General features: G+C 75.1%; 23 protein-coding genes. 12 read left to right on the top strand and 11 right to left on the bottom strand.

What is annotated here, in order from left to right:
* The coding region (locus tag GD880_RS15495; protein WP_152232520.1) for a DUF222 domain-containing protein at positions 1 to 1345 on the bottom strand (1345 nt) is incomplete at its 3' end.
* A 343-nt stretch (positions 1346 to 1688) separates the two neighbouring features.
* On the opposite strand from GD880_RS15495, the gene GD880_RS15490 reads away from it, so the two are divergent.
* From GD880_RS15490 to GD880_RS21060, 5 genes are all read left to right on the top strand, one after another.
* Positions 1689 to 2261, top strand: a complete 573-nt coding sequence (locus GD880_RS15490; protein WP_152232519.1) for an NYN domain-containing protein — start codon at positions 1689 to 1691, stop codon at positions 2259 to 2261.
* A gap of 5 nt (positions 2262 to 2266) precedes the next feature.
* Entirely contained in the window at positions 2267 to 3862 is a 1596-nt protein-coding gene (locus GD880_RS15485) for an amidohydrolase (protein WP_226909711.1), read from the top strand.
* A gap of 68 nt (positions 3863 to 3930) precedes the next feature.
* Positions 3931 to 4782 (top strand): PhzF family phenazine biosynthesis protein, encoded by an 852-nt coding sequence (locus GD880_RS15480; RefSeq protein WP_152232518.1) that lies wholly within the window; start codon positions 3931 to 3933, stop codon positions 4780 to 4782.
* 68 nt (positions 4783 to 4850) lie between these two features.
* On the top strand, positions 4851 to 5621 hold the full coding sequence (locus GD880_RS15475) for a response regulator transcription factor (protein WP_152232517.1): 771 nt from the start codon (positions 4851 to 4853) through the stop codon (positions 5619 to 5621).
* Positions 5621 to 7405, top strand: a complete 1785-nt coding sequence (locus GD880_RS21060; RefSeq protein ID WP_152232516.1) for a sensor histidine kinase — start codon at positions 5621 to 5623, stop codon at positions 7403 to 7405. The genes GD880_RS15475 and GD880_RS21060 overlap by 1 nt, the downstream gene beginning before the upstream one ends.
* A 200-nt stretch (positions 7406 to 7605) precedes the next feature.
* Here the strand turns inward: GD880_RS21060 and GD880_RS15465 are convergent, their stop codons facing one another.
* The 4 genes from GD880_RS15465 to GD880_RS15450 are packed head-to-tail and all read right to left on the bottom strand — an operon-like array spanning position 7606 to position 13137.
* Entirely contained in the window at positions 7606 to 9294 is a 1689-nt protein-coding gene (locus tag GD880_RS15465) for an FAD-binding oxidoreductase (RefSeq protein ID WP_152232515.1), read from the bottom strand.
* Positions 9291 to 10034: a lysophospholipid acyltransferase family protein gene (locus GD880_RS15460; RefSeq protein WP_152232514.1), complete on the bottom strand. Its 744-nt coding sequence runs from the start codon at positions 10032 to 10034 to the stop codon at positions 9291 to 9293. Before GD880_RS15460 ends, GD880_RS15465 begins: the two co-directional genes overlap by 4 nt.
* A complete protein-coding gene (locus GD880_RS15455; RefSeq protein WP_152232513.1) occupies positions 10031 to 10873 on the bottom strand; it encodes an SDR family NAD(P)-dependent oxidoreductase in 843 nt (280 codons plus the stop codon). The genes GD880_RS15460 and GD880_RS15455 overlap by 4 nt, the downstream gene beginning before the upstream one ends.
* Positions 10870 to 13137 carry an HAD-IB family hydrolase gene (locus tag GD880_RS15450; protein ID WP_152232512.1) on the bottom strand — a complete coding sequence of 756 codons (2268 nt, stop codon included), beginning with the start codon at positions 13135 to 13137 and terminating at the stop codon, positions 10870 to 10872. Before GD880_RS15450 ends, GD880_RS15455 begins: the two co-directional genes overlap by 4 nt.
* 366 nt (positions 13138 to 13503) lie before the next feature.
* Between GD880_RS15450 and GD880_RS21135 the strand changes: the two genes are divergently transcribed.
* From GD880_RS21135 to GD880_RS15420, 6 genes are all read left to right on the top strand, one after another.
* Positions 13504 to 14901 (top strand): hypothetical protein, encoded by a 1398-nt coding sequence (locus GD880_RS21135; RefSeq protein ID WP_152232511.1) that lies wholly within the window; start codon positions 13504 to 13506, stop codon positions 14899 to 14901.
* A gap of 133 nt (positions 14902 to 15034) precedes the next feature.
* Positions 15035 to 15325 carry a WXG100 family type VII secretion target gene (locus tag GD880_RS15440; protein ID WP_152232510.1) on the top strand — a complete coding sequence of 97 codons (291 nt, stop codon included), beginning with the start codon at positions 15035 to 15037 and terminating at the stop codon, positions 15323 to 15325.
* Between the two features lie 134 nt (positions 15326 to 15459).
* A complete protein-coding gene (locus tag GD880_RS15435) occupies positions 15460 to 16374 on the top strand; it encodes a universal stress protein (RefSeq protein WP_152232509.1) in 915 nt (304 codons plus the stop codon).
* Between the two features lie 23 nt (positions 16375 to 16397).
* Entirely contained in the window at positions 16398 to 17309 is a 912-nt protein-coding gene (locus GD880_RS15430) for a DUF4031 domain-containing protein (protein ID WP_152232508.1), read from the top strand.
* Positions 17310 to 17408: 99 nt separating this feature from the next.
* Positions 17409 to 17684 (top strand): dsRBD fold-containing protein, encoded by a 276-nt coding sequence (locus GD880_RS15425; protein WP_152232507.1) that lies wholly within the window; start codon positions 17409 to 17411, stop codon positions 17682 to 17684.
* A gap of 148 nt (positions 17685 to 17832) precedes the next feature.
* Positions 17833 to 18114: a dsRBD fold-containing protein gene (locus tag GD880_RS15420; RefSeq protein WP_152232506.1), complete on the top strand. Its 282-nt coding sequence runs from the start codon at positions 17833 to 17835 to the stop codon at positions 18112 to 18114.
* 79 nt (positions 18115 to 18193) lie between these two features.
* Here the strand turns inward: GD880_RS15420 and GD880_RS15415 are convergent, their stop codons facing one another.
* The 4 genes from GD880_RS15415 to GD880_RS15400 are packed head-to-tail and all read right to left on the bottom strand — an operon-like array spanning position 18194 to position 22252.
* Positions 18194 to 18970 (bottom strand): maleylpyruvate isomerase family mycothiol-dependent enzyme, encoded by a 777-nt coding sequence (locus GD880_RS15415; RefSeq protein ID WP_152232505.1) that lies wholly within the window; start codon positions 18968 to 18970, stop codon positions 18194 to 18196.
* On the bottom strand, positions 18967 to 19827 hold the full coding sequence (locus GD880_RS15410) for a fumarylacetoacetate hydrolase family protein (RefSeq protein ID WP_152232504.1): 861 nt from the start codon (positions 19825 to 19827) through the stop codon (positions 18967 to 18969). Before GD880_RS15410 ends, GD880_RS15415 begins: the two co-directional genes overlap by 4 nt.
* Positions 19824 to 20939, bottom strand: a complete 1116-nt coding sequence (locus tag GD880_RS15405) for a cupin domain-containing protein (RefSeq protein WP_152232503.1) — start codon at positions 20937 to 20939, stop codon at positions 19824 to 19826. The genes GD880_RS15410 and GD880_RS15405 overlap by 4 nt, the downstream gene beginning before the upstream one ends.
* Positions 20940 to 20953: 14 nt before the next feature.
* The gene (locus GD880_RS15400; protein WP_152232502.1) at positions 20954 to 22252 is read right to left on the bottom strand and encodes an FAD-dependent monooxygenase; all 1299 of its coding nucleotides are present in this window, start codon (positions 22250 to 22252) and stop codon (positions 20954 to 20956) included.
* Positions 22253 to 22377: 125 nt separating this feature from the next.
* Between GD880_RS15400 and GD880_RS15395 the strand changes: the two genes are divergently transcribed.
* Positions 22378 to 23154 (top strand): IclR family transcriptional regulator, encoded by a 777-nt coding sequence (locus tag GD880_RS15395; protein ID WP_152232501.1) that lies wholly within the window; start codon positions 22378 to 22380, stop codon positions 23152 to 23154.
* A 45-nt stretch (positions 23155 to 23199) separates the two neighbouring features.
* Here the strand turns inward: GD880_RS15395 and GD880_RS15390 are convergent, their stop codons facing one another.
* On the bottom strand, positions 23200 to 23466 hold the full coding sequence (locus GD880_RS15390; protein WP_152232500.1) for a hypothetical protein: 267 nt from the start codon (positions 23464 to 23466) through the stop codon (positions 23200 to 23202).
* Positions 23467 to 23677: 211 nt separating this feature from the next.
* Positions 23678 to 25306 (bottom strand): chaperonin GroEL, encoded by a 1629-nt coding sequence (gene groL / locus GD880_RS15385; protein ID WP_152232499.1) that lies wholly within the window; start codon positions 25304 to 25306, stop codon positions 23678 to 23680.
* Positions 25307 to 25315 lie beyond the last annotated feature (9 nt).

Genomic DNA, 25315 nt, shown 5'->3' with positions numbered 1-25315 from the left:
AGCGGGTGCGCCCGAGGTCCAGGACGGTGCCGGTGAGGGGGTCGGTGACCAGGCGTTTCCAGGTCCCGCCCAGGGCCAGGGCGCGGGCGGTGGCGGGGTCGATGGGGCCGTAGCCGTCCAGGTGGCCCGCCTGGCCGCCGCCGAGGAGGGTCGTGAGGGGGACGGTGACGTGGATGCGCACCGGCACCCCGCCGACCTGGCCGAGCGGGAACCACGGCGCGGGCGGGGCCGCCGGCGCCGTCGTCGTGGCGGCCGCGTCCGTCTGCGTCGGCGTCGTCGTCGCGGTCGGCGTGGTCGTCGCCGTGGTCGCCGTGGTCGCCGCGGTCGCCGGCGTCGTCGGGGCGGCGGCGCCAGAAGCGGGCCTCGGCGCCGTAGTCGGCGTGGTCGCCGTGGGGCGGGGTGGTGGCTGGGGTGGGAGGCCGAAGCCGCCGCGGGTCAGGGCGTCGGCGCCGGCGGCGGTCAGGACGTCGGCGCGCAGCTGGTCGATGGTGCGCCGGTCGCCGCCGGCCTTGACCGCGCGGGCGGCCCCGTCCAGGGCCAGGTCCAGGGCGAGCGCGTCGGCGGCGGGCAACACCGCGTAGACCGAGGCCATCCCGTCCGCCAGCGGGCGCGGGTGGCACACCCGCCGCCGCGCCCGGGCGCCGCGCTGGCGGGCCTCGGCCTCGTGGTGGTCCACCGCGATCAGCGCCTCGACCACGTCCCGGGCGACCTGGGGCGCGGTGCGCCCGGGCGCCCGGGGCAGCACGACGTCCTCGACGTCGTGGCAGACCTGGTAGGGCAGGTGCTCCAGCCCGGCGGCGATGACGTCGGCCTTGCGCGGGTCCAGCGCCCCGCGGGCCAGCGCCTCCCCGGTGGCCTGCAGCGGCCCGGTCAGCGCCATCGCGGTGCGCACCAGGCGGGTGGCGCCCGGGCGGGAGATCCCCTGGCGCATGGCCACCTCGGTCGCCACCGCGGTCACGGCGTTGACCCCGTCGCGGTCGATGGCCTGCACGGCCAGGACCGCGAGGGTCTCGGCGCGCTGGTAGTGGGCCCAGGCGATCACCCGCGACCACTGCGCGGCCAGCTCGACCAGGTCGCCCGGGTCCTGCCCGTCCGGGACCACCGCGGCCAGCCCGACCGCCAGCGGCAACCCCACCAGCGCGGACACCGCCTGAAGCACCCCCGCCAGCCCGGCCGGCCCGTCGGCAGCGCTGGCCGCCTCGAGGCGATGCTCGGCGTCGCCGGCGGCGCCCGGGACGTCGTCGTGATCCACGGCGCCGGCGCCGTCGCCCGGAGTGTCGGGGGCGCCGTCGGGGACGGAACCATCGCCACCGGTGGGCCTGTCGTCCTGCTCATCATCGAACATGCATACAACCTATGACACCCCACCGACGTCGCGCCGAGCGCCGGCCCGGGCTGTGGATATGAACGCGATAGGCCAGCCACACGAGTACACCCATCGTCCCGCGCAGGCTAAACGGCGAGGCCACTCTCCATTCACGCCCAGAAGGCTCCCTCTCGCCGTGACCGCATATCTGGTACATCAGTACTACAGCGAGAGAGCCGGGGAAGCATCAGCAAGCTCGGCGACGGCGTCGCTGCATCATGCGAGTCGCCCCGCCCGCGAAGGCATCGCGTCCCGCTATCGTCTGGGGCCACGCCCCGGGCAATGGCGCCGGACGCGCCACGTCGCCAACTACGCTGAGCGCATGTCCGAGAGCGCTGACCGCACCACGTACCTCCTCGTCGACGGCGAGAACATCGACGCCACCCTGGGGATGAGCGTTCTCGGCCGCCGGCCCGAGCCCGCGGAGCGGCCGCGCTGGGACCGCATCCTCCACTTCACCCAGGAGGTCTGGCACGAGGACGCCCGCGGGCTGTTCTTCCTCAACGCCACCAGCGGGCAGATGCCGATGAGCTTCGTCCAGGCGCTGCTGGCGATGGACTTCCGCCCCATCCCGCTGGCGGGCACCGGCACCGAGAAGGTCGTCGACATCGGCATCCAGCGCACGATGGAGGCCATCCTCGCCCAGGGCAGCGGGGACGTGCTGCTCGCCTCGCACGACGGCGACTACATCCCCCAGGTCGAGCGCCTCCTCGACGACGGCCGCCGCGTGGGCGTGCTCTGCTTCCGTGAGTTCCTCAACTCCGAGCTCGCCGGGCTCGCCGACCGGGGCCTGCAGATCTACGACCTCGAGGACGACCTGGGCGCCTTCAACGCCGTCCTGCCGCGCGTGCGGATTATCCCGCTCGCGTCGTTCGACCCCAGCCGCTACCTGTAGGCCCCGTGCCCTCGCCGGCCGCGGCCTCCCGCCCCGGCGCCGTCCCGCCCGGGCCGGATGCCCGCACCGCCCCGCTGGTGCTGCGGCGGGTGCGGCTCGTGCCGGTCGCCGCGCGCGCCGGCCGCGCCCCCGCCCCGGCGGCCCCCGACGGCCCGGTCGACGTGCGCATCGCCGACGGCGAGGTCACCGCAGTCGCCCCGCACCTGGACCCGCGGCCCGGCGAGCCGGTCCTCGACGCCGGCGGCCGGTGGGCCGTCCCGGGGCTGTGGGACCGCCACGTGCACCTGGGGCAGTGGGCGGGCACGTTTGGCCGCCTGGACCTCTCGACGGCGGGCAGCGCCGCCGCCGTCCTCGACCTCGTCCGCGCCCGGCTCGCCGCCCACCCGGCCGGCCGGCCCCTGCTCGGGTTCGGCTTCCGCGACGCCCTGTGGCCCGACGTCCCCACCCTCGGCGCGCTCGACGCCGTCGCCGGCGCCACCGCGGTCGTGCTCGCCTCCGGCGACGTCCACAGCGGCTGGCTCAGCTCCGCCGCGCGCGCCCTGCTCGGCCTGCCGGCGGGCGGGCCCGCCGACGACGGGCTGGTGCGCGAGGGCCCGTGGTTCACCGCGCTCGCCAAGGTCCCGTCGCTGCCCGGCGCGGACGCGGCGGCCGGCTACCGCCAGGCGCTCGCGGACGCGGCGGGCCGCGGCGTCGTCGGCGTCGTGGACGTGGAGTTCGCCGCGAACGAGCGCGAGTGGCCCGAGCGGATCGGCCAGGGCCTGGACCTGCTGCGGGTGCGCGCCGGGGTCTACCCCGACCGGCTCGAGGCGGTCCTCGCGGCCGGGCTGCGCACCGGCGACCCGCTGCCCGGCGGGGCGGGCCTGGTCACCATGGGGCCGCTGAAGATCATCTCCGACGGCGCCCTCAACACCCGCACCGCCCACTGCCGCGACGCCTACCCCGTCCCCGGCGACGCCGGGCACCCGTGCGGGGTGCAGTCCGTCGGGCCTGATGAGCTCGACCGGCTGCTGCGTCGGGCCCGCCAGGGCAGGCTCGCCGTCGCCCTGCACGCCATCGGCGACGCCGCGGTGGGGCTGGCCCTGGACGCCTTCGCCGCCACCGGCGCGCGCGGCAGCATCGAGCACGCCCAGCTGCTCACCCCGGCCGACGCCGCGCGGATGGCCCGCCTTGGCGTCGTCGCCAGCGTCCAGCCGGCGCACCTGCTCGACGACCGCGACGTCGCCGAGCGGGTCTGGCCCGGGCGCACCGGGGACGCCTTCCCCTTCCGGACCCTGCTGGACGCCGGCGTCCCCCTGGCCCTGGGCTCCGACGCACCGGTGGCGCCGCTGGACCCGTGGCTGGCCATGGCCGCCGCCGTGCACCGCAGCGGCGACGACCGGGCCCCCTGGCACCCCGAGCAGCAGCTGAGCGTCGCCGAGGCGCTGGTGGCGAGCACCGACGGGCAGGGCACGCTGGGGGTCGGCTCGCGCGGCGACGTCGTCCTCCTCGACGCCGACCCGCTGGCCCCGGCGGCGACGACGGCGGAGGCGGCCGCCGGCCTGCGGGCGATGCCGGTGGCCGCGACGGTGCTGGGCGGGCGCGTCACCCACGACGGGCACTGATCCCGGGGACGCGCGCTGAGCCGGGCCGCCGCGCCGGTGTGTCGGCGGCCCCCGCTACGGTGAGCACCATGAACCCGCGCCGCTTCGCCCAGGTCGACGTCTTCTCCGCCGAGCCCTTCCGGGGCAACCCGGTAGCCGTCGTCGTCGACGGCGACGGCCTGAGCGACCACGACATGCAGGCGTTCGCCCGCTGGACCAACCTGTCCGAGACCACCTTCCTGCTGCCGCCCACCACCGCCGAGGCGGACTACCGGGTGCGGATCTTCACCACCGACGAGGAGCTGCCCTTCGCCGGGCACCCCACGCTCGGCTCCGCCCACGCCTGGCGCGCGGCCGGCGGCACCCCGCGCACGCCGGGCCGGCTGGTCCAGGAGTGCGCCGCGGGCCTGGTCGAGCTGCGTGAGCGGGAGGGCCGGTGGGCCTTCGCCGGGCCGCCGCTGACCCGGTACGAGCCGGTCGACCCGGCCACGCTGGCCCAGGCCGTCGCCGGGTTGCGGCTGGACCCGGCGGACGTGCTCGACAGCTCCTGGCTGGTCAACGGCCCGGTGTGGATCGGCCTGCGCCTGGCCTCGGCCGAGCAGGTCCTCGCCATCCGCCCCGACTCCGCCCGGCTCGGCGAGCTGTTCGTCGGGGTTGTCGGCCCCTACCCGGAGGACGACGGCGCCGCCGGCGGGGACGAGCGGCCCGACTTCGAGGTCCGCGCGCTCATGGGCACCGGCACCGAGGACCCGGTCACCGGCAGCCTCAACGCCGGCTTCGCGAAGTGGCTCATGGACACCGGCGAGGCCCCGGCGGCCTATCTCGCCGCCCAGGGCACCGTGCTGGGCCGCGCCGGGCGGGTGCACGTGGCGGCCGAGGACGGCGAGATCTGGGTGGGCGGGGACACCGCGACGATCATCGAGGGCACCGTGCAGATCTGAGCGGCGTCCCAGCCTCGCACCAGCCCGCTCCCAGGCAACCCCCAGCGCCACGCGTCACACTGGGAGCCATGGACGCCACCACCACCTCCCGTTCCCCGCGCCGCCCCGCCGGGGAGAAGCCGGCCGAGGCCCAGCTGCTGGTGGTCGACGACGAGCCGAGCATCCGCGAGCTGCTCTCCGCCTCGCTGCGCTTCGCCGGCTTCGACGTCGTCACCGCCGAGGACGGCAACGCCGCCGTGCGCGCGGCGGCCCAGCAGCGTCCCGACCTCGTCGTCCTCGACGTCATGCTGCCGGACATGGACGGCTTCACCGTGCTGCGGCGCCTGCGCGCACACGGCGACGCCATCCCGGTGCTGTTCCTGACCGCCCGCGACGACATGAGCGACAAGGTCCAGGGCCTGACCGTCGGCGGGGACGACTACGTCACCAAGCCCTTCAGCCTCGAAGAGGTCGTCGCGCGGATCCGGGCGATCCTGCGGCGCACCCGCCCCGCGGAGGAGGACGACGACGCCGTGCTGCGCTACGCCGACCTCGAGCTGGACGAGGACGCCCACGAGGTGCGCCGCGCCGGCCGGCTCGTCGAGCTCTCCCCCACCGAGTTCAAGCTGCTGCGCTACCTCATGATCAACGCCGAGCGGGTGGTGTCCAAGACGCAGATCCTCGACCACGTGTGGGACTACGACTTCGCCGGCGACGCCGCGATCGTGGAGTCCTACATCTCCTACCTGCGCCGCAAGCTCGACTCCGCGACCGCGCTGGGGCTGGCGCCGAACGCCGACATCCGCCCGCTCATCCACACCCGCCGCGGCGTCGGCTACGTGCTCCGCCAGCAGAGCTGATGCGGCGCCACCCCCGCGAGCGGCAGCATCCGCGCGAGCGGCAGCATCCGCGGGAACCGCGCCACCCCCGCCAGCGGCACCACCCGCTGGAGCGGTGGCGCGCCGTCCCGCTCAGCGCCCGGCTCGTCACGATCATCACGGTGCTGCTGCTCGTCGGCCTGGCCAGCGCGGGGGTCACCACCCTGACGGTGCTGCACGCCCACCTCGTCCAGCAGGTCGACGACGAGCTGACCTCCCGCGGGGAGGAGCTGGCCGAGCGCACGGTTGACCAGCTCGTGGCGGGCCGCGCGCAGCAGGCGATCCTGCCGTCGAACTACTACCTGGCGATCCAGCTCGCGGGCGGGCACACCGTCGAGATCCCCAACCCGCACCTGCAGCAGCAGCTCGGCACGCCGCGGCTGCCGGCCGTCGACCTCGACGACCTCAACCGCACCCCCACGCCGGTCACGCTGGACGGGCGCGGCTCGCACATCCACTGGCGCGCGGTGACCTACCCGCTCAGCGCCGGCGGGCCCACCGTGGGTGCGGTGACCGTGGCGCTGCCGCTGGTGTCCGTGGACGCCACCATGGCGAGCACCGGCAAGCTGCTGGTCGTCTCCGGGCTGCTCATCGCCGCCCTGGGCGCGCTGGCCGCGTGGGCGGCTGTGCGCCGGTCGCTGCGGCCGCTGCGCGAGATCGAGGCCACCGCCGGGGCGATCGCCGCCGGCGACCTCTCCCGCCGCGTCCCGACCCAGCCGCCGACGACGGAGGTCGGCTCGCTGGCCCACTCCCTCAACGTCATGCTCGCCCAGATCGAGCAGTCCTTCGCCGCCCAGCGCGCCTCGGAGCAGCGGATGCGCCGGTTCGTCTCCGACGCCTCCCACGAGCTGCGCACCCCGCTGTCGACCATCCGCGGCTACGGCGAGCTGTACCGCATGGGCGGGGTGGCCGACGTCGGGCAGGCGATGAGCCGGATCGAGGCCGAGTCCAAGCGGATGGGCGCGCTCGTGGAGGACCTCCTCCAGCTCGCCCGCCTGGACGAGGGGCGCCCGCTCGACCTGCGCCAGGTGGACCTCGCGGCCGTGGCGGCCGACGCCGTCGCCGACCTGCGGGCCGTGGCCCCCGACCGCCCCTCCCGGGCGGTCGCGCTGACCGGCGAGGGCGCGCCGGCGCCGCTGACCGTGCGGGCGGACGAGAACAAGATCCGCCAGGTGGTCGCCAACCTCGTGGGCAACGTCCTGCAGCACACCCCGGCCGGCACGCCGCTGGAGATCGCGGTCGGGCTGCCCGAGGCCGGCTGGGCGCTGCTGGAGGTCCGCGATCACGGCCCGGGCATCGCCGCCGAGGACGCCAACCGGGTCTTCGAGCGGTTCTACCGGGTGGACCCCTCCCGCACCCGCAGCTCCGGCGGCTCGGGCCTGGGCCTGGCGATCGTCGCCGCCATCATGGGCACCCACGAGGGCGGGGTGCGCATCGTGCCCACCCCGGGCGGGGGCACCACCGTGCAGGTGGCCATGCCCGTGGCCGGGCCGCGGGAGCACCACCCGCAGGGGCCGGAGGACGCGTCCGCGCCGGCGACCCCCGGCGGGGCGGGAGGCCTAGGCGAGCCGGCGGCCCCCGGCGGGGCGGGAGGCCTGGGCGAGCCGGCTGCGTCGCCGGCCGACGGCGACGCCCGACCGGCCCAGTCACCGGAGGAAGCCGGTGACGCCGGACCCCGCGAGGACACCGGACCGGCCCAGGCTGCGCCGTCGTCCCCGCCGGCGCCCGCACGCACCGAGGCGCCGAACCAGACCCCCCGGCGGTGACCGGCACGGCCCGGCGAGGTCGCGCTTCTCCGGCGAGGTCGAAGGCCCGGGCGAAGGCTCGGCCCCGGACACGAAACGGCCGGACGCCCACCCGGGCGCCCGGCCGTCCCTCGCCGCTGACCGCGGCTCACCAACGCTGAGCGCGGCTCACCGTTCGCCGGCAGCACGTACCCGCCGGCACACCGTCGAACCCGGCCCGCTCACCACTCCCGCTGGGCCGGGATGAGCGTGCCGGGGTTGAGGTTGCGACCCGGGTCGACCCCGCGCAGCAGCGCGACCATGACGTCCGTGCCGGCCTCGGAGATGTCCTCCTCGAGCCAGTGCGCGTGGTCGGTTCCCACACCGTGGTGGTGGGAGATCGTGGCGCCGGTGTCGATGAAGGACTGCTGGACGGCGCTCTTGACCTCCCAGTAGCGCGCGAGCTGCTCCTCGACGTCGTCGGTGCCGGGCGGGAACGCGAACGTGAAGTACAGGCACGCGCCGGAGTGATAGCTGTGCGAGAGGTGGCACATGATGAAGCCCTTGACCCCGAGCCGGTCGAACGCCTCACGGGCCGCGCGCACGCTGCCGGAGTAGACGTCCATGAGCTTCGACCACGGCGCGGCCGTCTCCGAGACGTCCGCGAGGCCACCGACGTCGAGCAGGAAGTCGCGGATGTAGGGGGTGTCGAACTTCTTCTGGTCGTACAGGGCGCCGGGGCCGGTGCCGAGCTTGATGCCGCCGTGCGCCTTGACGATCTTGCCGACGATCGCCTTCTCGCGGGCCACGCGCTCCTTGCCGCCCTCGTACCCGATGTAGGACAGGCACGCCTGGTCCAGGTCCCAGCCCCGCCGCTCCAGGACGGCGAACAGGGCCTTGGAGACCTTGCTCTTGACCCCGCGGCTCTTCTTCTGCGTCGCGAGGGAGAACTGCGTCTCGTTGGCGTCGGAGACCCGGGTGACCGACGGCGCGGCGTCGGAGGCCGAGATCTCGGTCATCGCGGCCAGCCCGGCCGCCCAGGTCGGGAACAGGTAGGCGATGATCTCGCGGTTCTCCGGCACGCGGTGGACGTTGACCCACGCCTCGGTGACCACGCCCAGGCGGCCCTCGGAGCCGAGGATCATCTCGCGCACGCTGGGGCCGGAGGAGGTCGAGGGCAGCGGGCGCAGCACGACCACCTTGCCGGGCTGGACCACCCGCAGGCCGCGGGTGATGTCGGCGATGTCGCCGTACTTGTCGGACTGCATGCCCGAGGAGCGGGTCGCGATCCACCCGCCCAGGGTGGAGTGGCGGAAGCTGTCCGGCTGGTGGCCCATGGTCCACCCGCGCGCGCCGAGCTGGTCCTCCAGGTCCGGGCCGAGCACGCCGGCCTGCACGCGGGCCAGGCCCGCGGCCTCGTCGACCTCGAGCACCCGGTTCATCCGGCCCAGGTCCAGGGAGACGACGACGCGTCCCTCCTCGGCCGGCGGGGTGAGCGAGCCAGAGATGTTCGACCCGCCGCCGAAGGGGATGAGGACCGCGTCGGCGGCGACGACGGCGTCGACCACCGCCCGGACCTCGTCCTCGTCGCCGGGGTAGACGACGACGTCGGGCACCCGCGGGAGGTGCCCGGCGCGGACCTTGACCAGGTCGGCCAGGCCCTTGCCGTAGGTGTGCACCACCCGGTCGAGGTCGGCGGTGACGAGGTAGTCCTCGCCGACGGCGCGGCGCAGCGTGGCGGCCAGCTCGTCCCCCAGCCGGGTGGCGGGCACGGCGAGGTCGTCGAACGCCGGCGGCGGGGTGCCGGGGGCGTGCAGGTCGATGCCGACCTTGTCCAGCACGAACGGCGCCAGCTTGGGCTTGTCCTCGTGGTGGAAGGCGACGCCCTCCACCCCCCAGCCCCACCACTTCTGGTGCGTGACACCGTTCACGAAGCCTCCTCCTGCTGCTTGTCCTCGGGGTGGTCGGATCCGCCCTGCGGCCCGTCGGCGAGCACGTAGGGGGTCTGCATGGTGAGCATGGTGGCGATGCGGGCCTGCACGCGGGCGTTGAAGTCGCGGGCCTTCTCGCCGGGGTGGGGCCGCATGGGCCGCCCGAGGAGCATCCGCACCGGGGGCCGGCCGGGCACCGGCCAGGACCGGCCCACCGGCATGGCCTCGGCGGTGCCGATGAGCGCCACGGGCACGCACGGCACGTCCTGGCCCACGCACAGGGCGGCGGCGCCGGGCGTGAAGCGCTTCATCCGTCCGTCGCGCGAGCGGGTGCCCTCGGGGAAGATCAGCACCGGCATCCCGGCGGCGAGCAGCCGGGCGGACATGCCCTTGCCGCGCCCGCCCCCGGTGCGGTGCACCGGGTAGGAGTTGAAGAACAGCGAGGTCGGCGCCTTGACCCACCACTGCTTGTAGAAGTAGTCGGCCGCGGCGGCCACGGCCAGGTGGGCGGTCAGCCGGCGCGGCAGGCCGGTGACGATCAGCGTGGCGTCCAGGTGGCTGGTGTGGTTGGCGACGACGACGAACGGGCCGCCGGCCAGCCCGTCGAGGTTGTCGGCGCCCTCGACGCTGACGTCGGTGGTGGTGCGCACCACCGAGCGCAGCACGAGGCGCTGGGCGACGAACCGGGCCCACCGGTGCCAGCGCGCCCGGTAGCGGCGCAGGCTCAGCGGGGCGCTCATCGCCGGCTCCGCGACAGCTGGGCGGTGACCCGGCGCACGGCCGGGCGCGGGCCGTGCTCGGCGAGGAAGGCCAGCACCGCGAACCGCTTGGACGGCACCGAGCGCAGCCGGCCCTTCTCGACGTCCTGCAGGCACTCGGCGACGACGTCGTCGGCCTCCAGCCACAGCGCGCCGGGGATCGAGCTCGCCCGGATCCCGGCCCGCTCGTGGAACTCCGTGCGCACCCAGCCGGGCAGCAGCGTGGTCACCCGCACCCCGGTGCCGGCCAGCTCCAGCGCCAGGCTCTCGGAGTAGGTGCGCACCCAGGACTTGATCGCCGAGTACATGCCCATGGGGATCAGCCCGGCGACGGAGGAGACGTTGATGATGACGCCGTGGCCGCGCGCGCGCATGGCCCGGCCGGCCGCGCCGCCGAGGACGAGGACGGCGCGCACCATGAGGTCGAGCGCGCTCTCGTGCTCGGTGGTGTCGGCGTCGAGGAGCCGCACGTGCACGCCCCGGCCGGCGTTGTTGACCAGCACCTCCACGGGGTTGTCGGCGTCCTCGAGGCGGGCGGCAACGGCGGCGACGTCGCCCCGGTCGGCCAGGTCCGCGCGCAGCGTCTCGACGTCGACGCCGTAGCGCCAGCGCAGCTGCTCCGCGGTCTTGTCCAGGCGGGCCGCGTCCCGGGCGACGAGCACGAGGTCGCAGCCGCGCGCGGCCAGGGCGTGGGCGAAGGAGAGCCCGATGCCCGAGGTGCCCCCGGTGATGAGGGCCCGCCCGCGCAGCACCGAGTCGCCCGGCGGCACGGCGCGCCGTGCCCCGAGCGTCGGACCTCGCTGTCCGGTTCCCGTGCTCATCGCCTCTGCGCCCCCTTGATGCTCCGCAGGACCGGGGAGAGCCGGCCCTCCGCGGTGGTGGTCCAGGTCAGAACGGGCCAGCGCCGCGACTTGGCATAACGGTAGAGGCTGGCGTCGGGGTTCACCGCGTGCGGGTGCCCGACCTCCTCCAGCCAGGACCGGTCGGCGTAGCTGTCGCCGTAGGCGTAGGAGGCGCTGAGGTCCAGGCCCTCCTCGCGGGCGTAGCGGCGCAGCCAGGCCGCGCGGGCCTCGCCCACCAGCGGCGAGGCGGCCAGGTGCCCGGTCCAGCGCCCGTCCGGGCCGACCTCCATCTTCCCGGCCTCGATGTGGTCGAACAGCGGGGCCAGGGGCTCGACGAAGACGTCGATCTCCCCGGTGAGCAGCACGGTGCGGTGCCCGGCGGCGCGGTGGGCCGCGACCCGGCGCAGCGCCTCCTGCAGCAGCCCGCGCCGCAGCGACGGCGTCACCCGCTTGGCGACCACCTCGCGCAGCTCGGCCTCGCTGACGCCCTCGTAGCGGCGCATGAACTGACGGATGAAGTCCCCGCGGTCGCGGCGCTCGGCCTGCAGGTAGCGCGGGCCCAGCGCGACGAGGTTGGCCAGCGAGGCCGGCCAGCTCGTCGCCGGCTTGGCGGCCAGCTCGACCCACAGGTACTGCTCCACGAGCGTGGCGGCGGCGACGGTGCGCTGCAGGTCGAACACCGCGAGGACGTCGGTGCGCTCGGTCAGCTCCGCCGGCGCCGTCGGCGAGGACGCCCCGCCGCGGCTGCGCATGAGCCCGGGGACGTTGGGGATGTGGATCTCCTGCAGGTAGCGGCGCCAGTCGATCTCGGTGACGTCGAACCCGTGGGCGTCCTGCCGCTCCGCCGGCAGCGCCGCGTGCAGCTCGCGCAGCCGGGCGTCGTCGAAGATCACCTCGGTCTGGGTGTACGGCTGGTAGAGGTTGGTGAACTTGCGCAGCGTGCCGAGGTCGCGGCGCGCCCGGTGCAGGCCGGAGATCCACTTGCGCGTGCGCACCGTGGCGGGCAGGCGGCCCACGGCGCGGTCGGCGAGCTCGACGGCGCGCTCGCGCCGGCGCAGCGCCCGCTCGACGGCCCCGGTGTGCGGGAAGGACCACGCGGGCACCGCCACGTGGGCGCCCTCGGCGTCGGTGAGGGGGTGCGCCTTGAAGTACTCGCGCACGAGCCGGACCAGCTGGCCCAGCGGCAGCGGGTTGGTCAGCCCGGAGGAGACCTGGTAGTAGTTCGCCCCGCCCGGCGCCGGCGGCGCGGCGGCCGCGGCGAGGATGGCGTTGACGACGAAGTCCACCGGGATGACGTCGAGCACGGTGTCCGCGAGCGCGGGGAACTCCGGCAGCATGCCGCGCCCGTAGGCCGCGATGAGCGGGTCGGCGACCTTGAACCCGTCGATCCAGCCCGGGTAGGGGTGCTTGAGCGCCGACTCGATGATGGTCGGGCGCACCACGGACAGCCGGTGGCCGGCGCCGGCCCACAGGTCCTCGGCGACGCGCTCGCCGAGCGCCTTGGTGAAGGTGTAGACGTCGGTCCAGCCCAGGGTGTTGGCGCGGGTGCGGCCGGCCTCGACGAGCTCGTGGCGCACCCACTCCTGGCGGGCCTCCTCGGCGGCCTCGGCGACGGCGCGGGCGCCGGCGCGGCGGTGGGCCGTCTGCGCCTCGGCCAGCAGCTGGCGCAGCACCTCCGGGCGGCGCGAGGCCGCCTCGACCTCCTCCCGGGCGGTCAGTGCGAAGGCGAACTCGCGCTCGCGGTCCACCGAGTGGTCCAGGGCGCGCTCCTCGGCCACGCCCTTGCGCAGGCCGGCGACGTAGCTGGTGGAGACGTGGACGACGTGCGGGTCCGCCCCGGTGGCGAGCAGCGCCTGGTACAGGGACAGCGGGCCGCCGACGTTCGCCGTGAACGCCTCGTCGATGGGCAGGTCGAAGGAGACCGTGGACGCGGAGTGGATGACGACGTCGACGTCGCCGGGCAGCGGGGGCAGGGCGCCCAGGTCGCCCTCGAGCACGGTGACGCGCTCGCGCACCGCCGCCGCGGCCGCCTCCTCGCCCACCGCCTCCCGCCAGGTGCGGAAGGCGGGCTTGCGCAGGAGCTTGTCCACGCGCATCTGCGCGGTGAGGTCGCCGCGGGGTCGGACGAGCACGCTCACCCGGGTGGTCGGGTAGGCGGAGAGGATCTTCTCGAGGACGGCCTGGCCGACGAATCCCGTGGCGCCCGTCAGGAGCACATGCGCCCCGTCCAAGGATGATGACATTCCGCTGACAATACCGGGGATCGGTGCCCGTACCCGACACCCTTCGCGGCCGGAACGGCGACGTGGGCGGGCCGCCGGCACCGTGGGTCGCCGTCGCCCGACGGCGGGGCGTTACGTTCGCCCGACGGCCGGGGTCACCGTCGACGGCGCGGGGTCACGTTCGACGGCGCGGGGTCGCCTTCGCCCGACGGCGCGGGTGACCTCCCCGACCGCCCTGGGCCTGGCCGGGCCGGGCCACGGTTGCCGTCAGGCCGGCGTCGGTGAGACGCGCCACCCCGGACGGTGCCGTCCCTATCGGGACTTGATTCCCTGCGGCGTCGGTCTACGCTCGGGGCTCTGGACACGAACCGTCAAGGGAACGGAGCCATGGGCGTCACCGACGTACCACAATGGTTGCCCTCCGCCTTCGTCCGCAGCGTCCTCGCCGTCGGCGCCACCGCGCCCCGGGAGGAGATCGAGGAAACCTGCCGCAGGCTTCTCGCGCGCTGGCAGGAGCCGGACCGCCACTTCCACAACCTCAAGCACCTCGTCGACGTCCTCGCGCGCGTCGATGAGCTCGCCGAGGAGACCCACCACCCCGACGTGGTCCGGCTCGCCACCTGGTACCACGGCGCCGTGTTCAGCTCCACGCCGTCCAAGGCCTACTCCCGCAGCGGCGGCGAGGACGAGGTGGCCTCCGCCGAGCTGGCCACCACCGAGCTCACCGCGCTGGGCGTGCCCGAGAAGGTCACCGCCCGGGTGGCCTACCTCATCCTCAACCTCAAGCGGCACGACGCCGACCCGCGCGACATCGACGCCCTCGCCCTGTGCGACGCCGACCTCGCCGTGCTGGCCGCGGACCCGCAGCACTACCGCGCCTACCGCACGGCGGTGCGCGAGGAGTACGCGCACCTGCCGCTGCGGCACTACCTCGAGGCGCGCCGGGCGATCGTCACCAAGCTCCTCGGCCGGCGTCAGATCTTCCTCAGCCCCCTGGGTGGGCAGTGGGAGGACAGCGCCCGCGAGAACCTCCAGGCCGAGCTCGAGCGGCTGCGCGGCGAGCTGGCCGTGCTCGGCACGCCCGCGCCCGGCGACTCCGTCACCGAGGCCGAGGCGGCGCACGGCCTGGTCGCCAGCGAGGCGGGCCCGGGCAAGCGGGGGACGGCGGAGCCCCACGCGTCGGTGGTCCGTCCCCACGACCTGGGCCCCTTGTCCGCGGCCACCCCGGCGTCGACCGTCGGCCCGCGCGGGGCCGAGTCCGGCCCTCCCGGGGTCCCCGGCGCCGGCGCCGCCGTCGTCCCCGTCCGCCCCGCGCCCAGCGCCGTGTCCCCCGCCCGCGCCGCCACCTCGCCCACGCCCGCCGAGGCGGGCCGGACGCCGGTCCCGGTGGAGCCGCGGACTGCGCAGGTCTCCTCTCTCGAGGCCATGCCCGACGATCTCGACCCGCTGGCGCCCCGCCCCCAGGTCGACGACGACGCCCCGGCCGGCCGCCGGGCGGCCGCGCAGAGCTCTCGCGAGCGGATCGAGGAGGCGGTGCGCCAGGCCCGCGCGGAGCGCGAGCGCAGCCAGCGCGACCGGCTCGCCGCCGTGCGCGCCGAACGCGAGGAGGCCCAGGCGGCCTTCCGCGAGCGCCGGCAGGCCCGCTCCGCTGCCTCGCCCGACACCGCCGACCCGGGCCTCGACCGCCCAGCCGGCCCGCCGGTGCCGGTCCCGCCCCAGCACGGCATGGAGCGCGAGCCGGAGCTGCTCGAACCGCGCCGCAAGCGGGACAAGCGGGCGCGCTGAGCCGGGCGCCCGGGCCGTCATTGCCGCCGCGTCCACAGCCCTCCACCACGGTGACGCGCACCGTCCCCGTGCGTCCCTAGCCTCGCCGGCGAGAGCGCACCGCAGGAGGTGCGCGCGAGCGAGGGAGGCAGCCATGGTGCGCTACCAGGTCGACAGCGCCGAGGTCGCCCAGGCGGCGGCGCAGACCCGCGCCACCGCCGGCACGATCCGGGCGGAGGTCGCCGCGATGCTGGGGCACCTCGTCCAGCTGCAGGGCAGCTGGACGGGCGGGGCGTCGGCGGCCTTCGGCGCCTGCGCCGACCAGTGGCGGGTGGCCCAGGCGCAGGTGGAGGCGGCGCTGGAGCAGATCACCGGCGCGCTGGACGTGGCCGCGCGGACCTACGCCGACGCCGAGGCCAGCGCCCACAGCCTGTTCTCCGGCTAGCGCCCGGACCTTGGCCCCTTTCCAGGCCCGGGAGCGCGCGGGAGACTGTCCGCACAGACGGTCGACGGTGCCCGTCGGCGGCGACGAGGTCGCCGCGTGCCGGCGGCCGCCGTCCGCGCGAGAGGGGTCCCGCCATGTCGTCCTCGTCCACCCCCGCCCCCGCCCCGCGGCCGGCCGTCACCCCGCACGGGACGAGCGGCGTGATCGTCGGGTTCGACGGGTCCGACCTGTCCCGGCAGGCCCTGGCCTGGGCGGCGGAGGAGGCGGTGCGGCGCACCGCGCCCCTGCACGTCGTCCAGGTGGTGCCCGACCTGTCGCTGAGCGCCGCATACGGGATCTTCGCCGAGGACCAGCCACCCCCGACCGCGGACTCCGACGTGGCGCAGGCGGCCGAGGAGGTGCGAGCGGCTCACGAGGGACTCGCCGTCACGTCGCAGTTCCTCCTGGGGCGCCCCGCACGCGAGCTGGTGCGGGCCTCGCTCGGCGCCGCGCTGGTGGTCGTCGGGGCTCACGGGCACGGTCGCCTCACGGGCAAGCTGCTCGGTTCCGTCTCCCAGCAGGTGGCGGCCCACGCCCACAGCTCGGTGGTGATCGTGCGCGGCGGCGAGCCCCGCACCGGCCCGGTGGTGGTCGGGGTCGACACCTCGCCCGGCGCCTCGATGGCCCTCGACTTCGCCCTCGCCCACGCGGCCCGCAGCGGGAGCCCCGTCCTGGCGGTGCACGCCGCGTACGTCGAGCCCGGCCTGCCGCTCAACGTGCCCCCGGGCTTCTGGGTCCGGTCGGAGGACGCCGCGCTGGAGGAGGAGGCGGAGGCGACCGCGGCCGCCGTCGACCGGGCGGCGGAGCGCTACCCGGACGTCACGGTCACCCTCAACAGCGCGCGCGAGCACCCCGTCGAGGCGCTGCTCCGGGCGGCGTCGGGCGCGTCCCTGGTCGTGGTGGGCAGCCGGGGCCTCGGCGGGTTCACCGGGCTGATGCTCGGCTCGGTGAGCCAGGGGGTGCTCAGCACCGCCGAGCGCCCGGTCGCCGTCGCGCGGACGGCGCGGTGAGCCGCGCCCCGTAGCATCGCGACGTGGCCATCCTCGTCGACCCGCCCCGCTGGCCCGCGCACGGGACGGTCTGGGCGCACCTGGTCTCCGACGCCTCGCTCGAGGAGCTGCACGCCTTCGCCCGGGCGGCCGCCGTGCCGCCGCGGGCCTTCGATCTCGACCACTACGACGTGCCGGCCGAGCGCCTGCCCGAGCTCGTGGCGGCGGGCGCCGAGCCGGTCAGCGCCCGGGAGCTGCTCACCCGGCTGCGGCGCTCCGGGCTGCGGGTGCGCGGCGCCGATCGGCCGGCGGTGCGCGCGCGCCGCCGGCGCGACGACCTGGCCCGCCGCTGGGCGTCCCTCGCCCACGAGTCCGACCCGTCCGCCTGGGCGGCGCTCGGGGCCTCGCTGCTGGCGCGGTGGACCGAGCCGCACCGGCGCTACCACGACGACGCCCACCTCGCCGACGTCCTCGAGCACCTCGAGGTGCTGGCCGCGGCCGGGGCGACGGTCACCCGCGCGGTGGTGCTCGCCGCGTGGTTCCACGACGCCGTCTACGACGGCGCGCCGGGCGCGGACGAGGAGCGCTCGGCGGACCTGGCCGACGGCTGGCTCGCCGACCACCTGCCCGCCGACGAGCGCGCCGAGGTGGTCCGGCTCGTGCGGCTGACCGCGACCCACGCGCCCGCCGCGGGCGACGTCGCCGGGGCCGCGCTGTGCGACGCCGACCTGGCCATCCTCGCCTCCTCGCCGACCCGCTACCGGCGCTACGCCGCCGCCGTCCGCGCGGAGTACCACCACGTGCCCGAGCCTCAGTTCCGCGCCGGCCGCGCCGAGGTGCTGCGCGCGCTGCTGGCCCACGCACCGCTCTTCGCCACCCCGCAGGGCCGGGCCCGGTGGGAGGACGCGGCGCGGCGCAACGTCACCGCCGAGCTCGAGCGCCTCGCCGGGGACTGACCGGCAGGCCGGCACCCGGGGCGGCCGTCGCGCGCGGGTATGGACGCCGTCCCCGCACGCGCCGGACCATGGTGGGAAACCGGCGAAGGAGCGTGCGTCATGACCGAGACGAGCAACGAGACCTGGAGCATCGCGATCGACGTCGTCATCTCCGGCGACAACGGCACCGCGCACGCGGTGCTGACCAAGGAGGGCGGCCAGCGGGTGGAGGGCTACGGGCGCGCCCGCCGCAACCCCGACGACGAGCCGCACCCCGAGGTCGGCCAGGAGCTCGCCACCGCCCGCGCCCTGCGGGACCTCGCCGACCGGCTGCTCAAGGCCACCTCCGACGACCTGTCGAAGATCGAGCACCAGAAGATCCGGCTGGCCCGGTAGCCGCCCGCCGCACGAGCCGTCACCCAGGTGGCCCCTCCGGCGGGCGCGGGCCCGGCCGCGCCGGGCGACCAAGGTCTCTGGACGCCGTCGGACCCGGTGCCGGACGATGGAGGGGCGACAAGGCCGTCGCCGCGAGAGGAGGCCCGTCATGGCGCACACGTGGAACGTCCGGATCCAGCTGTTCACCGCCGAGGAGGTCAGCTCGGACGAGCCGATCACCACGGCCCACGCCGTCCTCACGACCTCCGCGGGCGGCACGCTCGACGGTTACGGGCGGGCCCGCCTCAACCCCGACGACCACGACGTCCCGGAGATCGGCGAGGAGCTGGCCGCCGCCCGGGCGCTGCGCGACCTGGCCGACCGGCTGCTCCGCACCACCTCGGACGACCTGGCCGCCATCGAGCACCACAAGGTCCACCTGCACCCCTAGCGGTCGCCGCCCCCGCGGGCCCGCCGACGCGAACGGCCGGGCGGGTCCGCAGACCCGCCCGGCCGTCGCCGTCGTCCCGTCAGAACCAGCGCGGGATGTCCGGGATCTCCCCGTCCGAGCTGGTCAGGCGCCGCACGCCGCGGCCGGTCAGCCACCGCACGAGGTCCGGCAGGGCGCCGGAGACGGTGGGGCCGCCGTTCCCGACGACCACCGGCTCGCCCCCGGTGGGTGCGAGGGTGAGGCCGACCCGCTCCTCCCGGCGCGCCCAGGACCGCTGGACGTCCGCGAGCAGCTCGGCCAGCAGGTCGGGCGGGACGTCGTCGAAGCTCCCGCCGTTGTCCAGGTCGACGGCGTGCACCCACACCTCGCGGGTGCGCATCCACGCCGTCTCCCGCGCCGGGACGAGCCGGCCCTGCGCGGTGCGCACCTGGGCGTCCCACCCGGCGTCGGTCAGGTCGCGCCATTCGACGTTGAGGTGCACCTCGGCGTGGGCGAAGAGGTTGCGCAGCGCCCGCGCCGGCAGGGTCGCGCCCCGCTCGATCTCGGCATTGCGCTGCTCCGTGGAGGCGTACATGGGCGTCTCCACCCCGGTGCGCGCCCACTCCACCAGCCGGGTCAGCGCCCGGGCGTTGTAGCCCACGTGCGCCACCAGGTGCGCCCGGGTCCAGCCCGGCAGCAGGCTCGGGTCGTACAGCTCGGCGTCGGTCAGCTCGTTGAGCTTGCGCGCGAAGTACGCCGTCCCGCGCCGGGCCCAGGCCAGCTCGCGGGCCGGGGCGGCCGGGGAGTCGTACCGCGCCCCGGCGCCCTGCCGCTGGCGCAGGGCCTCCCGGGCGGCCTCCTCCGAGGTCACGCTCATGCCCGGGCCGCCTCCCCGGCCGCCGCGACCGCGTCCACCCGCTCGGCGACCGCGACGTTGACCAGCTCGCCGATCCCGTCGATCGTCGTCGTCAGGGTCTGCCCGGCGCTGATGTACCGGGCGGGCTTGCGGGCGTGGCCGACCCCGCCGGGGGTGCCGGTGGCGATCACGTCGCCGGGGTTGAGCGTGAAGATCGTCGAGATGTAGCGCACCAGGTCCACCGCGTTGAACACGAGGTCGTCGATCGGGGTGCGCTGGAGCTCCTCGCCGTCGAGCCGGGTGACCATCTGCGCGTCGCCCGGGATCTCGTCGGCGGTGGCCAGCACCGGGCCGATCGGGGTGCTGTTCTCCCAGGCCTTGCCCTGGAACCACTGCGGGGACCGGTACTGCCAGTCCCGCATGGTCACGTCGTTGAGGACGGCGTAGCCGGCGATCGCGGCCTCGGCCTCCGCGGCGGAGGCGCGGCGCACCGTTGTGCCGACGACGACGGCGAGCTCGCCCTCCCAGTCGATCTTGTCCGACTCCGGCGGGATCTGGATCTCGTCGCGCGGGCCGATGAGGGCCTCGGGGAACTTGGTGAACAGCGTGGGGTACTCGGGCAGCTCGCGACCCATCTCGAGGATGTGGTTGCGGTAGTTCAGCCCGACGCACACGATCTTGCCCGGCGCGGGCACCACCGGGGCGAGGTCGGCGCCGGCGAGATCGTGGCGGGCGCCGTCGGCCGCCGCGGCGGCCTCCAGGCCGCCGGCGCGCAGCAGCGCGCCGACGTCGGTGTGCCCGGTCTCGACGCCGGTCTCACCGTCCACCCGGACGGCGACGGTACGGCCCTCGGACAGGCGCAGGGTGGCAAGCTTCATCGGTTTCCTCCGTCGACGTGGACGCGGTCGAAGTGCAGACGCTCCATGATCGGAGCGTCCGAGAATCGGAACAGGTCGAACTGCTCCTCGGCCTGGAGCGACCACGGCACCCACGACGGGATGACGAACAGGTCGCCCTTGTCGAGCTTGTGCTCGGTGCCGTCGAGCACCACGGAGCCGTGGCCCTCGAAGACCTGGAACACGCTCGAGCCCACCTCGCGGCGGGTCGGCGTGGCGGTGCCGGCGCGCAGGCGGTGGAACTCCGCCCGGATCGTCGGCATGACGTCGCCGCCGGTGGTGGGGTTGACGTACCGGACGGCCGCGTGGCCCTGCTCGATCGTGGCCGGCTGCCCCTCGTCCTCGAGCAGCAGCTGCTCGGTCAGGGCCCGGTCGGTGAACTCCCAGCGGTACGCCCCGATCGGCGAGGAGACCGTGTTCTGCAGGCCCGACAGCGGGCGCAGGCCCGGGTGGCACCACAGCCGCTCGCCGCGGGAGAAGTTCGGGGTGGCGTAGTCGGTGACCCGCTCGGAGCCGAACTCGAAGAAGCCGACGTCGTTCTGGTACGAGAAGGGGATGTCGAGGCCGTCGATCCAGGCCATCGGCTGGTCGGTCTCGTTGTGGTGGCCGTGGAAGTTCCAGCCCGGGGTGAGCAGGAAGTCGCCGCGGGACATGCGCACCGGGTCGCCGTTGACGACCGTCCACACGCCCTCGCCCTCGACGACGAACCGGAACGCGTTCTGGGAGTGGCGGTGCTCCGGCGCCGTCTCCTTCGGGCCGAGGTACTGGATCGCCGCCCACAGGGTCGGGGAGACGTACGCGCGCCCGGGCAGCCCCGGGTTGGCCAGCGCGATGGCCCGCCGCTCGCCGCCGCGCCCGACCGGCACGAGGTCACCGGAGCGCTGGGCCAGCGGGTACAGCGTGGACCAGCGCCACACGTGCGGCACCGCCTTGGGCTGGGGGTGCATCGGCATGAGGTCGTCGATCTGGGTCCACAGCGGGATGAGGTGCTCGGCGCCGAAGTCCCGGTACAGCTGCCCCAGCTCGGGGCTGTCGCCCTGGGTCATCTGGTTCTGGACGGACGCGTGGTCGATGGGCTCGTCGGTGGTGGTCATCGTCGATCTCCTCCTCAGGCGTGGGCGGGGGTGCGGGTCGTGGACTCCGCCGGGGCGGCGGACGGGACGACCGGGGCGGCGCCGACGGGCTGCGCGGCGCCGTCCGCGGCCGGCTGCGCGGCGACGGCGTCCTGGACGGGACCGTACAGCCAGTCGACGAACGAGTAGTCGTACACGTCCCGGCTGCGGAACACCTCGTCGCGCAGGATCATCGGCACGTAGCCGTCGACGTGCCAGATGTCGCCCCAGGTCCGGGCGGTGGACTGGACGGTGCCGGCGAAGGCGACGCGCTCGTCCTCGTAGGTCTGGAGCGCGTCGGCCAGCGCCTCGCTGGACCAGGCGCCCTCCCCCAGAACGGGGAGCGCCCGGGCCAGGGCGGCGCCGTCGAGCAGGGACTGCCCGGCGCCCTGGGCGAGGTACTGGAGCATGGCGTGCGCGGCGTCGCCGAGCAGCGAGACCCGGCCCTTGGTCCACGTCGCGGCGGGCTCGCGGTCGAACATGGCCCAGCGGGCGTTGCGCTGCAGGGACGGGATGGCCACGCGCACCGACTCGCACATGCCTGCGTAGGTGCGGTCGAGCTCTTCGGGCGTGCCCCAGTCCTCCTTGCCCTCGAGGAACTCCTGGCTGCGGAAGACGGCGACCTGGTTGTACAGCTTGCCGGCGCGCACGGGGTACTGGACCAGGTGCATGCCCGGGCCCATCCACACGACGACCTCGTCCATGGCCATGCGGCGGTCGACGTCCTCCACCGGCACGGCGCCGCGGTAGGCGACGTAGCCCGAGTTGATGGGCTCGTCGTGGACGATCTCCTTGCGCACCCGCGAGTGCAGCCCGTCGGCGCCCAGCAGCAGCTCGCCGGTGTACTCCTCGCCGGCTGCGGTGCGCACCACGACCCGGTCGCCGCGGTCCTCGATGCCCTCGACCATGGAGTGGGTGTGCAGCGTGATGTTCTCCTCGGCCTGCGCGGCCTCGAGGAGGGCGTTGAGCAGGTCGCTGCGGTGCAGGACCACGTAGGGCGCGCCGTAGCGCCTCTCGGCGTCCGCGAGGTCGAGCGTGGTGAGCTGCTCGCCGGTCTTGGCGTTCATGAACACGAGGCGCTTGGGGAAGACGGACACCGGCGCGATCTTCTCGAAGACGCCGACCTCCTTGAGCATGCGGGTGATGTTCGGGGCGAGCTGCAGGCCCGCGCCCACCTCACCGAACTCCGGCGCCCGCTCGAGCACGCGGACCTTCACGCCCCGGCGGGCGAGCATGAGCGCCGCCCCGAGGCCACCGATTCCTCCACCGGCCATGATGACCTGGTCTGTCGACATGAGTGCCTCCTCCTCGAGAGCGCGGGGCGGTCGGCCGTACGGACGCGTCGTGACGACCACCACAAGGTTGATAGGACTTTAGCCACAGACTTCCACTGAACGCAACGAGCCGCTACGGTCGTTCCGTGCAGCAGAAAAGTGATCCGTACCGCATCGAGGCGGTCGACCGTGCCCTCACGTTGCTGACGCTCCTGGCCGACCGCGGCACCCTGAGCGTCACCGAGGCCGGGCGCGAGCTCGACGTCGCGGCGTCGACGGCGCACCGCCTGCTCTCCACGCTCGCCCACCGCGGGTTCGCCGTCCAGGGCGACCGGCGCCTGTACCACCCCGGCCCCGAGCTGCTCGGGCTGGGCCGGACGGCGGCGGCTCCCCCGCTGCCCGAGCGGGTCCGCCCCTACCTGGAGCACCTCTACGCCGAGGTGGGCGAGACGGTGCACCTCATGGTCCGCGACGGCGCGGAGGTGCGCTTCGCCGACGGCATCGAGGGCACCCAGCCGCTGCGCGTGGGGCTGCGCACCGGCGCGAACATGCCCGCGTACTGCACCTCCGGCGGCAAGGCGATGCTCGCCGACCTCGACGACGACGCCGTCGACGCCCTCCACCCCGGCGGCCTGACCCCCTGGCCCGGCGAGCAGATCGACAGCCTGCCGGCCCTGCACCGCGAGCTCGCGGCCGTGCGCGCCCACCGCTTCGGACTCAACCACGACGAGAGCGAGCCCGGGGTGACGGCGATCGGCGCGTCGCTGGGCGTCATCGACGGCGAGCACGCCGCCCTGACCGTCGCCCTGCCCACCGCCCGCTTCGCCACCGTCGACGCGACCGCCCTGGCCGACCGGCTGCTGCGGGCGTGCCGGCACGCGCGCCGGGCGCTCACGGGCGCCGGGGACGACAGCCCCAACTGACCGCGCCCACCGCACGGCCCCAGCCGAGCCGGAACGCGCGCGGGGTCAGCGGATCCGCTGCACCCGACGGCGCGCCAGCTCCTCGGCCGCGTCGGCGTCCTCCCGGCGCTGCAGGCGGCACCGCGCCATGGCCTCCGTGGCGGTGGCGAGGCCGGCGCGCACGCCCGCCCGCACGAGCACCGCGCGGCAGATCGTCACCTCCGACAGCACCGCCCCTGCGCAGCGCCGTCCTCGGAACTCCTGCACGAGCCGCTGGCCGACCTCGAGCAGGTCCCGCCGCTCGTCCACCACGCGCATGGCCGTGTGCCCCATCTGCAACCCCCCAGTCGCATCGCCAGCCGTCTCACGCTGGCCGTCTCCACTATGCCCCGGCGCGGGCGACAGATGTCGCGAATCTGGCACGGTCTCACGTGGTGGGAGGCGCGGCGCGGCGCCCGCCCGGGTACGCCGAGGGGCGGCACCCCTTCCGGGATGCCGCCCCTCGTCTGTGATCAGTCCTGGCGGCTGGCGCCAGGGGCTGGGCTCAGAAGCCCATGCCGCCCATGTCGGGCTCGCCACCGCCGGCCGGCGCAGCGGCCTTCTCCGGCTTGTCGGCCACGATGGCCTCGGTGGTGAGGAACAGGCCGGCGATGGAGGCCGCGTTCTGCAGGGCAGAGCGGGTGACCTTCACCGGGTCGTTGACGCCGGCGGCCAGCAGGTCCTCGTACTCGCCGGTGGCGGCGTTGAGGCCCTGGCCGGCGGGGAGGGAGCGCACCTTCTCGGCGACGACCCCACCCTCGAGGCCCGCGTTGATGGCGATCTGCTTGAGCGGGGCGTCCACCGCGACCTTCACGATGTTCGCGCCGGTCGCCTCGTCGCCCTCGAGGGAGAGGTTGGCGAACGCGTCCTTGGCGGCCTGGATGAGGGCCACGCCACCACCGGCGACGATGCCCTCCTCGACGGCGGCCTTGGCGTTGCGCACCGCGTCCTCGATGCGGTGCTTGCGCTCCTTGAGCTCGACCTCGGTGGCCGCGCCGGCCTTGATGACGGCGACGCCGCCGGCCAGCTTGGCGAGGCGCTCCTGGAGCTTCTCGCGGTCGTAGTCGGAGTCGGAGTTCTCGATCTCCTTGCGGATCTGCTGGACGCGCCCCTCGATCATGTCGGCGTCGCCGGCACCCTCGACGATGGTGGTCTCGTCCTTGGTCACCACGACCTTGCGGGCGCGGCCGAGCAGGGACAGGTCGGCGTTCTCCAGCTTGAGGCCGACGGTCTCGGAGATGACCGTGCCGCCGGTGAGGATCGCCATGTCCTGCAGCATCGCCTTGCGGCGGTCGCCGAAGCCGGGGGCCTTGACGGCCACGGACTTGAACGTGCCGCGGATCTTGTTGACGACCAGGGTGGCCAGCGCCTCGCCCTCGACGTCCTCGGAGATGATCGCCAGCGGCTTGCCGGACTGGATGACCTTCTCCAGCAGCGGCAGCAGGTCCTTGACGTTCGAGATCTTGGACTCGACGAGCAGGATGTAGGCGTCCTCGAGGACGGCCTCCTGGCGCTCCGGGTCGGTGACGAAGTAGGCGGAGAGGAAGCCCTTGTCGAAGCGCATGCCCTCGGTGAGCTCGAGCTCCAGGCCCAGGGCGTTGGACTCCTCGACGGTGACGACGCCCTCCTTGCCGACCTTGTCGAGCGCCTCGGCGATGAGCTCGCCGATCGCGTTGTCGCCGGCGGAGATGGCCGCGGTGGCGGCGATCTCGTCCTTGGTCTCGATCTCCTTGGCCTGCTTGAACAGCTGCTCGGTGACAGCCTCGACGGCCTTGTCGATGCCCCGCTTCAGGGCGATCGGGTTGGCGCCGGCGGCGACGTTGCGCAGACCCTCCTTGACGAGCGCCTGGGCGAGCACGGTGGCGGTGGTGGTGCCGTCACCCGCGACGTCGTCGGTCTTCTTGGCGACCTCCTTGACGAGCTCCGCACCGATCTTCTCGTACGGCTCGTCGAGCTCGATCTCCTTGGCGATGGACACGCCGTCGTTGGTGATGGTGGGGGCGCCCCACTTCTTCTCCAGAACGACGTTGCGACCCTTCGGGCCGAGGGTGACCTTCACGGTGTCGGCGAGGGTGTTGAGACCCCGCTCCATGCCGCGACGGGCCTCCTCGTTGAAGGCGATGGTCTTGGCCATGCTTCAATC

It is taken from the genome of Georgenia ruanii (genome assembly GCF_009193175.1).
Taxonomy (GTDB): Bacteria; Actinomycetota; Actinomycetes; order Actinomycetales; family Actinomycetaceae; genus Georgenia; species Georgenia ruanii.
This window is presented reverse-complemented; position numbering and strand designations above follow the sequence as displayed.